The sequence below is a fragment of the Gemmatimonadota bacterium genome (assembly GCA_016209965.1).
GTDB lineage: Bacteria > Gemmatimonadota > Gemmatimonadetes > Longimicrobiales > RSA9 > JACQVE01.
In genome coordinates this window covers 1-7,559 of record JACQVE010000101.1, presented here as the reverse complement: position 1 = coordinate 7,559, position 7,559 = coordinate 1, and the positions used below count along the sequence as shown (strand labels likewise).

Annotated in this window: 6 protein-coding genes; 4 read left to right on the top strand and 2 right to left on the bottom strand. The window is 66.6% G+C overall.

All coding sequences use genetic code 11. The features are described from left to right. The first annotated feature begins 285 nt into the window (after positions 1–285). The 4 genes from HY703_04245 to HY703_04230 all read left to right on the top strand — a co-directional run bounded on the left by HY703_04245 (position 286) and on the right by HY703_04230 (position 5,567). Positions 286–2,382, top strand: a complete 2,097-nt coding sequence (locus tag HY703_04245; GenBank protein MBI4544386.1) for a serine protein kinase — start codon at positions 286–288, stop codon at positions 2,380–2,382. Between the two features lie 7 nt (positions 2,383–2,389). After that, entirely contained in the window at positions 2,390–2,716 is a 327-nt protein-coding gene (locus HY703_04240) for a zinc ribbon domain-containing protein (protein ID MBI4544385.1), read from the top strand. An 8-nt stretch (positions 2,717–2,724) separates the two neighbouring features. Then, positions 2,725–3,831 carry a DUF444 family protein gene (locus tag HY703_04235; GenBank protein MBI4544384.1) on the top strand — a complete coding sequence of 369 codons (1,107 nt, stop codon included), beginning with the start codon at positions 2,725–2,727 and terminating at the stop codon, positions 3,829–3,831. A gap of 233 nt (positions 3,832–4,064) precedes the next feature. Further along, positions 4,065–5,567, top strand: a complete 1,503-nt coding sequence (locus HY703_04230; protein ID MBI4544383.1) for a SpoVR family protein — start codon at positions 4,065–4,067, stop codon at positions 5,565–5,567. A 5-nt stretch (positions 5,568–5,572) separates the two neighbouring features. On the opposite strand, the gene HY703_04225 is transcribed toward HY703_04230, so the two are convergent. Continuing rightward, a complete protein-coding gene (locus tag HY703_04225; GenBank protein MBI4544382.1) occupies positions 5,573–5,830 on the bottom strand; it encodes a copper-binding protein in 258 nt (85 codons plus the stop codon). Between the two features lie 237 nt (positions 5,831–6,067). Then, positions 6,068–7,559 (bottom strand): Flp pilus assembly complex ATPase component TadA (gene tadA, locus HY703_04220; GenBank protein MBI4544381.1); only part of this gene is annotated, 1,492 nt, incomplete at its 5' end.

The window sequence follows — 7,559 nt, the reverse complement described above, 5'->3', positions numbered from 1 at the left end:
TTTCCAGGACCTGCGGATCTCGCTCAACCGCATCGCGGACCGGTACCTGTTCCCGAACCGGGGCGACCCGATCGAGCGACTGCTGCGCCAGGTTGCGGACCGGTTCCGGCCGCCTGCGCAGCAGAATTGAGGGAGCCGTACCCGCCGATCGGCAGGGCTTGTGGTCGAATTCACAGATACGGCGGCATTCGGCCGCCCGCGGGGCGGAACACCGCCGCGGAGGCCGTGTAGTGCGCTACGCATCGCCGTCAGGACGCTTTGCCATGGTGAAGGAGTAGAACTGCGATGTCCACGCCCGTTCTCGATATCATCCAGCACATCCGCGAGCACCAGGACCAGGCGCTGTACCACGACCTGCACTGGGAAGGTTCCTTCCCCGAGTACCTCTCGATGGTGCACGCGCGGCCCGCCATTGCGCGCAGCGCGTTCCAGCGACTCTACGCCATGATCGTGACCTTCGGGACGCGCAAGTATTCGGAGTACAAGAAGGAGATCACGCACTATCACTTCTTTGACGATCCGATCGGCGGCGGCAAGGACGCGATCTTCGGGCTGGATGTCCCGCTCATGAGGTTCATCCAGGTGCTGAAGGCGGCGGGCATGGGGTACGGCCCGGAGCGACGCGTGCTGCTGCTGCATGGCCCGGTCGGCTCCTCCAAGTCCACGATCTGCCGGCTGCTCAAGAAGGGGATCGAATACTACTCGCGCACACCGGACGGCGCGCTCTACACCTTTTCCTGGGTGGGCGAGGGGCTCGCGGCGCTAGGGGTGCCGGCCGAGATGGCGGAGGCGGCGCGGGGCACGGATGAGATGCCCTGCCCCATGCACGAGGAGCCGCTCAAGCTGATCCCCCAGGAGTTCCGGGCGGCCTTCCTGGACGAGCCCAACCGCGACATGCCGGACGAGGGCAAGATCGCGGTGGAAGGCGACTTCTGCCCGGCGTGCCGCCACCTCTACAACCAGCTCATGCTCAAGTATGACGGCGACTGGACGCGCACCATCGAGCACGTGCGCGTACGGCGCCTGCTGGTGAGCGAGCAGGACCGCGTGGGGATCGGCACGTTCCAGCCCAAGGACGAGAAGAACCAGGACTCGACAGAGCTGACGGGCGACATCAACTACCGCAAGATCGCGATCTACGGCTCCGACTCGGACCCCCGGGCCTTCAACTTCGATGGCGAGTTCAACGTCGCGAACCGCGGACTGATCGAGTTCGTCGAGGTGCTGAAGCTGGACGTGGCCTTCCTCTACGACCTGCTGGGCGCCTCGCAGGAGCATCGGATCAAGCCCAAGAAGTTCGCGCAGACGGACGTTGACGAAGTCATCATCGCGCACACCAACGAGCCGGAGTACCGGCGGCTGCAGAACAACGAGTTCATGGAAGCGCTGCGCGACCGCACGGTGAAGATCGACATCCCGTACATCACGAAGCTGGACGAAGAGATCAAGGTTTACGAGCGCGACTTCAACAACCGGCGGATCAAGGGGAAGCACATGGCGCCGCACACCATCGAGATGGCCTCGATGTGGGCGGTGCTGACCCGGCTGGAAGAGCCGAAGAAGCTGAACCTGACGCGGCTGCAGAAGCTGAAGCTTTATAACGGCAAGACGCTGCCGGGCTTCACCGAGGACAACGTCAAGGAGTTGAGGAAGGAAGCGGAGCGCGAGGGCATGGAGGGGGTGAGCCCGCGCTACATTCAGGACAAGCTCTCGAACTGCCTGGTGGCCGAGGTGGAGGAGACGTGCGTCAACCCGTTCATGGTGCTGAAGGAGCTGGAGAGCGGGCTGAAGCACCACTCGCTGATCGTGAATGCGGAGCAGCGGGAGAAGTACCGCGAGCTGCTGGCCGTGGTGCGGGAGGAGTACGAGGACATGGTGAAGAACGAGGTGCAGCGCGCGATCTCCGGTGATGAAGAGGCGATGCAGCGGCTCTGCGCCAACTACATTGACAATGTGAAGGCGTACACGCAGCGGGAGAAGGTGCGCAACAAGTATACGGGCGAATACGAGGAGCCGGACGAGCGGCTGATGCGGTCAATCGAGGAGAAGATCGATATCCCCGAGAGCCGCAAAGATGATTTCCGGCGCGAGATCATGAACTACATCGGCGCACTCGCCGTCGATGGCAAGAAATTCCGCTATGACACCAACGCACGGCTGCAGAAGGCGCTCGAGCTGAAGCTGTTCGAGGACCAGCAGGACTCGATCAAGCTGACCAGCCTGGTCTCCAGCGTGCTGGACCGGGAAGCGCAGGAGAAGATTGACGTGGTCAAGAGCCGCCTCGTGCACCAGCACGGCTACTGCGAGGTCTGCGCCACCGACGTGCTGAACTTCGTGGCCAGCATCTTCGCGCGCGGCGACGTGAAGGAAGGACGCAAGTAGGTCGACCATGGAAGGCCTGCGCCCGCCCAGCGCGCCCGGCGGCGGCGAGCTTTCGGTCTGCCCGCACTGCTGGTACGTCAACCCCCGGGCGGCACGACTCTGCGCCCGCTGCGGCGCCGATATGGCGCTGCTGCTCCAGGAATCGGGGGGGCTGCGTCATACCGCGCCCGTGCAGAGCCCGGTGCCCGTCCGGGCGGGCGCGCGGCTGAGCGCCGTGCAACGCGCGCTCGTCCTCGGCTTTGTCGCCCTGCTCGCGTTCGCCAGCCTGGTAGCCGCATTCCAGCCCCAACTGCTGCGGCCGCACGCGGCGCCGGCCCTGCCGGGGGCGCGCTAGGTCTCTCCATGGTCAAGAGGATCGAGCGGGACCGGCGACGGTTCGAGGACATTGTCCGGGGCGTCATCAAGCGGGATCTGAAGCGCCACCTGACGCGGGGAGAGCTCATCGGCCGTCGCGGCCATGAGGTCGTATCGATCCCCGTGCCGCAGATCGAACTGCCCCGCTTCCGCTACGGCCGGCGCGACCTGGGCGGGGTAGGCCAGGGTGGTGGCGAGATCGGCACGCCCATCGGCACGGACGGCCCCCCCGTCGGTGGCCGGGGCGAGGCAGGTGACGCACCGGGCCATCACCTGCGCGAAGTCGAGCTGACCATTCAGGAGCTGGCGCAGCTCATGGGCGAGGAACTCGAGCTGCCGCGCATCGAGCCCAAGGGCGCCCGCTCCGCCACCGTCGTGAAGGATCGTTACACCGGCATCAAACGGGCGGGGCCGGAGAGCCTGCGCTCCTTCAAGCGTACATACAAGGAGGCTCTCAAACGTCAGTTGGCGCTGGGCTCCTACAACCCGGGGCGGCCGGCGATCGTGCCCGTGCGCGAGGACATGCGCTACCGCTCCTGGAAGGAGGAGCCGGAGCCCACGGCCAACGCCGTTATCGTCTACATGATGGACGTCTCCGGCTCCATGGGTAACGAGCAGAAGGAGATCGTCCGCATCGAGTCGTTCTGGATCGACACCTGGATCCGCGCCCACTACGACGGCCTGGAAACCCGTTACATCGTGCATGACGCTGCCGCCCGGGAGGTCGACCGCGACACCTTCTACAGCACGCGCGAGTCGGGCGGGACGCGGATCTCGAGCGCGTACCACCTCGCCGCGGATATGGTGGAACGGAACCACCCCGCCGAGGCCTGGAACATCTATTTCTTCCACTTTTCTGACGGCGACAACTGGGGCGGCGGCGACGACGAGAAATGCTTTACGCTGCTCCGCGACCGGCTCCTGCCGGTAGCCAACCTGTTCGGCTACGGGCAGGTGGAAAGTCGCTACGGAAGCGGTCAGTTTCTCCACGCACTGGAGACGCATCTCGAGGCAGAGAACCTGGTGCTCTCGAAGATCGAGGACCGGGATGCGATCCTGGGGTCGATCAAGGAGTTCCTGGGAAAGGGGAAATAGGCGCCATCGGCGCCTCCGTTCCCGATCCCGAGCCCGAGCCCGATCCCGAGCCGTACGCGGTCCGCGGTTCGATCGAGGGGTTTGGGGGCAAGGGGAAGCAGGCGCTCGAGGGATGACACCAACGTGCCCGTACCCGCACCCGTAGCCGTACCCGGCCGCACCCTGGTGCAACGCGATCGGGCACGGGCACGGGCACGGGCACGGGTACGCGAACCGCAGAGATATTGAGAGGCATGCCAGACACCCTCACATCCGACCTCCGCTCGCTGCAGCAGCAGATTGAGCAGCACGCCCGCGAGTTCGGCCTCGACTTCTTCGAGATCGTCTACGAAGTGCTGGACTGGGAGGAAATCAATGAAGTGGCCGCATACGGCGGCTACCCGGCGCGCTACCCGCACTGGCGCTTCGGGATGGACTACCTCGAGCTGTCCCGCTCCTACGCCTACGGACTGTCGCGCATCTACGAGATGGTCATCAACAACAATCCCACCTACGCCTACCTGCTGGCGGCCAACCATTACGTAGACCAGAAGCTGGTCATGGCGCACGTGTGCGGGCATGGCGACTTCTTCAAGCACAACTTCTCCTTCGCGCACACCAACCGGCGCATGATAGACGAGATGGCCAACCATGCGGCGCGCATCCGCCGTTACATGGAGGCATACGGCGAGTCGGAGGTCGAGGCGCTGCTGGATCGCTGCCTCTCCATTGACAACCTGATCGACTACAACGCTCCGCACATCCGCCGCAAGCGCTGGGCGCCGCGGCCGGAGGAATCCGCCCCGGCGCGCGCCGAGCCGAAGAAGCTGCGCGCCAAAGAGTACATGGACGAGTACATCAACCCCGAGCCGGTGCTCGAGGCCGAGCGCCAGAGGCTCGAGGAAGCGCAGCGCGAGGAGGAACGCTTCCCGCCGTGTCCCGAAAAGGATGCCATGCTCTTCCTGCTCGAGCACGCGCCGCTCAAGAACTGGGAGCGGGACGTGCTGGGGATCGTGCGGGAGGAGGCCTATTACTTCGCGCCGCAGGGTCGCACCAGGTTCATCAACGAAGGATGGGCTAGCTACTGGCACTCCCGTATCATGACCGAGCGGGCTCTCGAGCCCTCCGAGGTGGTGGACTATGCGGATCACCACTCGGGCACCGTAGCAACGCACCCCGGCTGGCTGAACCCCTATAAGCTGGGGCTCGAGTTGTGGCGCGACATCGAGGAGCGCTGGAACAAGGGGCGGCACGGCGTCGACTGGGAGGCGTGTGACGAGTTCCAGGTGCGCCAGGCGTGGGACACGGGTGAGATGCAGGGCAGGGAAAGGATTTTCGAGGTGCGGCGCCACTACAACGATGTCACCTTCATTGACGAGTTCCTGACTGCCGATTTCGTGCGCAAGCACGGGCTCTTTACTTACGAGTACCAGCCGGCCACGGGCGAGTACGTGATCGCCGACCGCGACTTCCAGGCGGTCAAGGAGAAGCTGCTCTTCATGCTCACCAACTTCGGGCAACCGCGGGTCGAGGTGGTAGACGCGAACTTCCTCAACCGCGGCGAGCTGGTGCTCGGGCACTGCTACGAGGGCATACCACTGAAGGAGAACCTGGCGCGGGAAACGCTGGAGAATATCCACTACCTGTGGAAGCGCCCGGTCCACCTGGAGACATACATCGACGAAGAGCCGGTGGTCATGAGCTACGATGGCACGGAGCACAGCCTCGAGCCGCGCGAGGAGGACGGCGATCGCTAGCCAGCCTACTCGACGCGGATCCTCGCCACCATCCCGAAGCTCTCATGCGGCTCGCAGAAATAGTTGTACGTCTGCCCGCCGACGCTGAACGTGTGCTCGAGCACGGGTCCCCGCCCACTCGTCTCCCGACGCGACCACACGCCCGGCTGACTCGTGTTGCGGGGCGTCACCGTGTGGAAGAAATCGGACTCGTTGACCCAGCGCACGCGCGTTCCGCGCGTGATGGTCAGCGTGTCTGGCACGAAGCGCAGCGCTTCCGTCAAGCGGATGACTACGGCCTCCCCACCCCCGTCGCCGCCGGTCAGGTCGGGCTCGTCGGAGAAGCAGGCGGAAAGCGGGATCGCTAGGACGAGCGAGACAAAACCACCGGCCCGAAATACGCGGCATGCGGCGTTCACGGAATCCCCTCCTTCCGGACACAATTCGGGCCGCGACCCTTGCGGGAAGTCGGATCGGCTGCCCCGGAGGCAACCCGCTTCAGGCCGGGCGCTGGTGGCGAGTCAATCCACGGGGTGGCCGGCCGGTTCCCCTTTTGCAACAGGTGCGCCACACGCGGGACAGCAGCGCCATTCCGCCTCCAGCACGGTACCGCAGTTGCAGCGGCGATGCAGGCACCTGCCGCATCCCGGGCAGGCCGCAAAGCTCGCCCGCAGCCCTGTGCCGCAGGATGTGCAAACCGGGGCCTCGTCGGCAAGCAGGGTGAGCAGTGGCTGGACTTCTTCCAGCGTAGTGAGGCCGGCCCGCACTTTCTCCCACGCGTCATGGCTGAGCGGCTCCATGCCAGCGGCGCGTGCCGCGTCGCGCAGTGCGTCGGCCGCGGCGCGGCGCAGGATCAGCTCGCGGATGCGCGCATCCACGGCCAGCAGCTCGAATACGCCCAGGCGGCCGCGGTAGCCCTGGCCATCGCAGCGCGCGCATCCGGCCGCCTGGTACACGGGTGTGGGGCGAGCGGGCAGGCCCAGCACGCGCAGCTCGTCGGGTTGCGCTACCCGCGGCACGCGGCAGTTTGGGCAGAGCCGCCGCGCCAGTCGCTGGCCCAGCACACCGATCAGGCCACCGGCGAGGAGGTAGGGCGGCGCGCCCATCTCGCCCAGCCGGGCGACGGCGCCGGGCGCGTCATTAGTGTGCAGCGTCGACAGCACCAGATGCCCGGTCAGCGCGGCGGCCATCCCCACCTCGACCGTCTCGCGGTCCCGCATCTCGCCTACCATGACGGCGTCCGGGTCCTGTCGCAGCACCGCTCGCAGTGCGGCCGCGAAGGTGAGGCCGGCACGATTGTGGACCTGCACCTGCGTGAGCCCGGCCAGCCGGTACTCGATCGGGTCCTCGAGCGTGATGACGTTGCGCCGCTCTCGATCCAGCGCCGCCAGTGCCGCGTAGAGCGTCGTCGTCTTGCCGCTGCCCGTCGGTCCCGTGACCAGCAGCACGCCGTGCCCCCGGCCGAGCAGCCGTTCCAGCCGGGCCAGGGTCCGCTCCGTCAGCCCCAGCTCCTCCAGCCTGCGACCAGCATTCTCCGGGTCGAGGAGCCGGATCACCACCTTCTCGCCCGCCTCCGTGGGCAGCGTGGATACCCGAAGCGCTAGCTCACGGCTCTCGACGCGCACGGCACCGCGGCCGTCCTGCGGCCGCCGCTTCACCGCGATATCCAGTCCGGCCATGATCTTTATGCGGGAGACGACCGCAGCGCCCGCGTGCTCGGGCAGCTCGAGGATCGGCCGCAGCACGCCGTCCACACGGGCGCGCACGCGCAGCCGCCGGCCGTCCGGCTCGACGTGCAGATCGCTCGCCCGGATGGCTACGGCGCGGGCCAGGATGAGGTCCACCAGCGCGACAATCGGCGGGGCCTCGGAGGCGCGGCGCAGCGCGCTCGGGTCGTCCAGCGGGTCCGTCCCTGCCGGCGCGCGTGACGCTATCCGCGCCAGCAGCGCCTGCACTGCGCCCTCGCCGTAGGCGGCGGCCAGGGCCTCCTCGACGGCACGGGGCGCCGCCACC

Coding starts and splice junctions, on each gene's coding strand:
- HY703_04230 (MBI4544383.1), top strand. CDS start 4,065: ATGCCAGACACCCTCACATCCGACCTCCGCTCGCTGCAGCAGCAGATT.
- HY703_04240 (MBI4544385.1), top strand. CDS start 2,390: ATGGAAGGCCTGCGCCCGCCCAGCGCGCCCGGCGGCGGCGAGCTTTCG.
- HY703_04235 (MBI4544384.1), top strand. CDS start 2,725: ATGGTCAAGAGGATCGAGCGGGACCGGCGACGGTTCGAGGACATTGTC.
- HY703_04245 (MBI4544386.1), top strand. CDS start 286: ATGTCCACGCCCGTTCTCGATATCATCCAGCACATCCGCGAGCACCAG.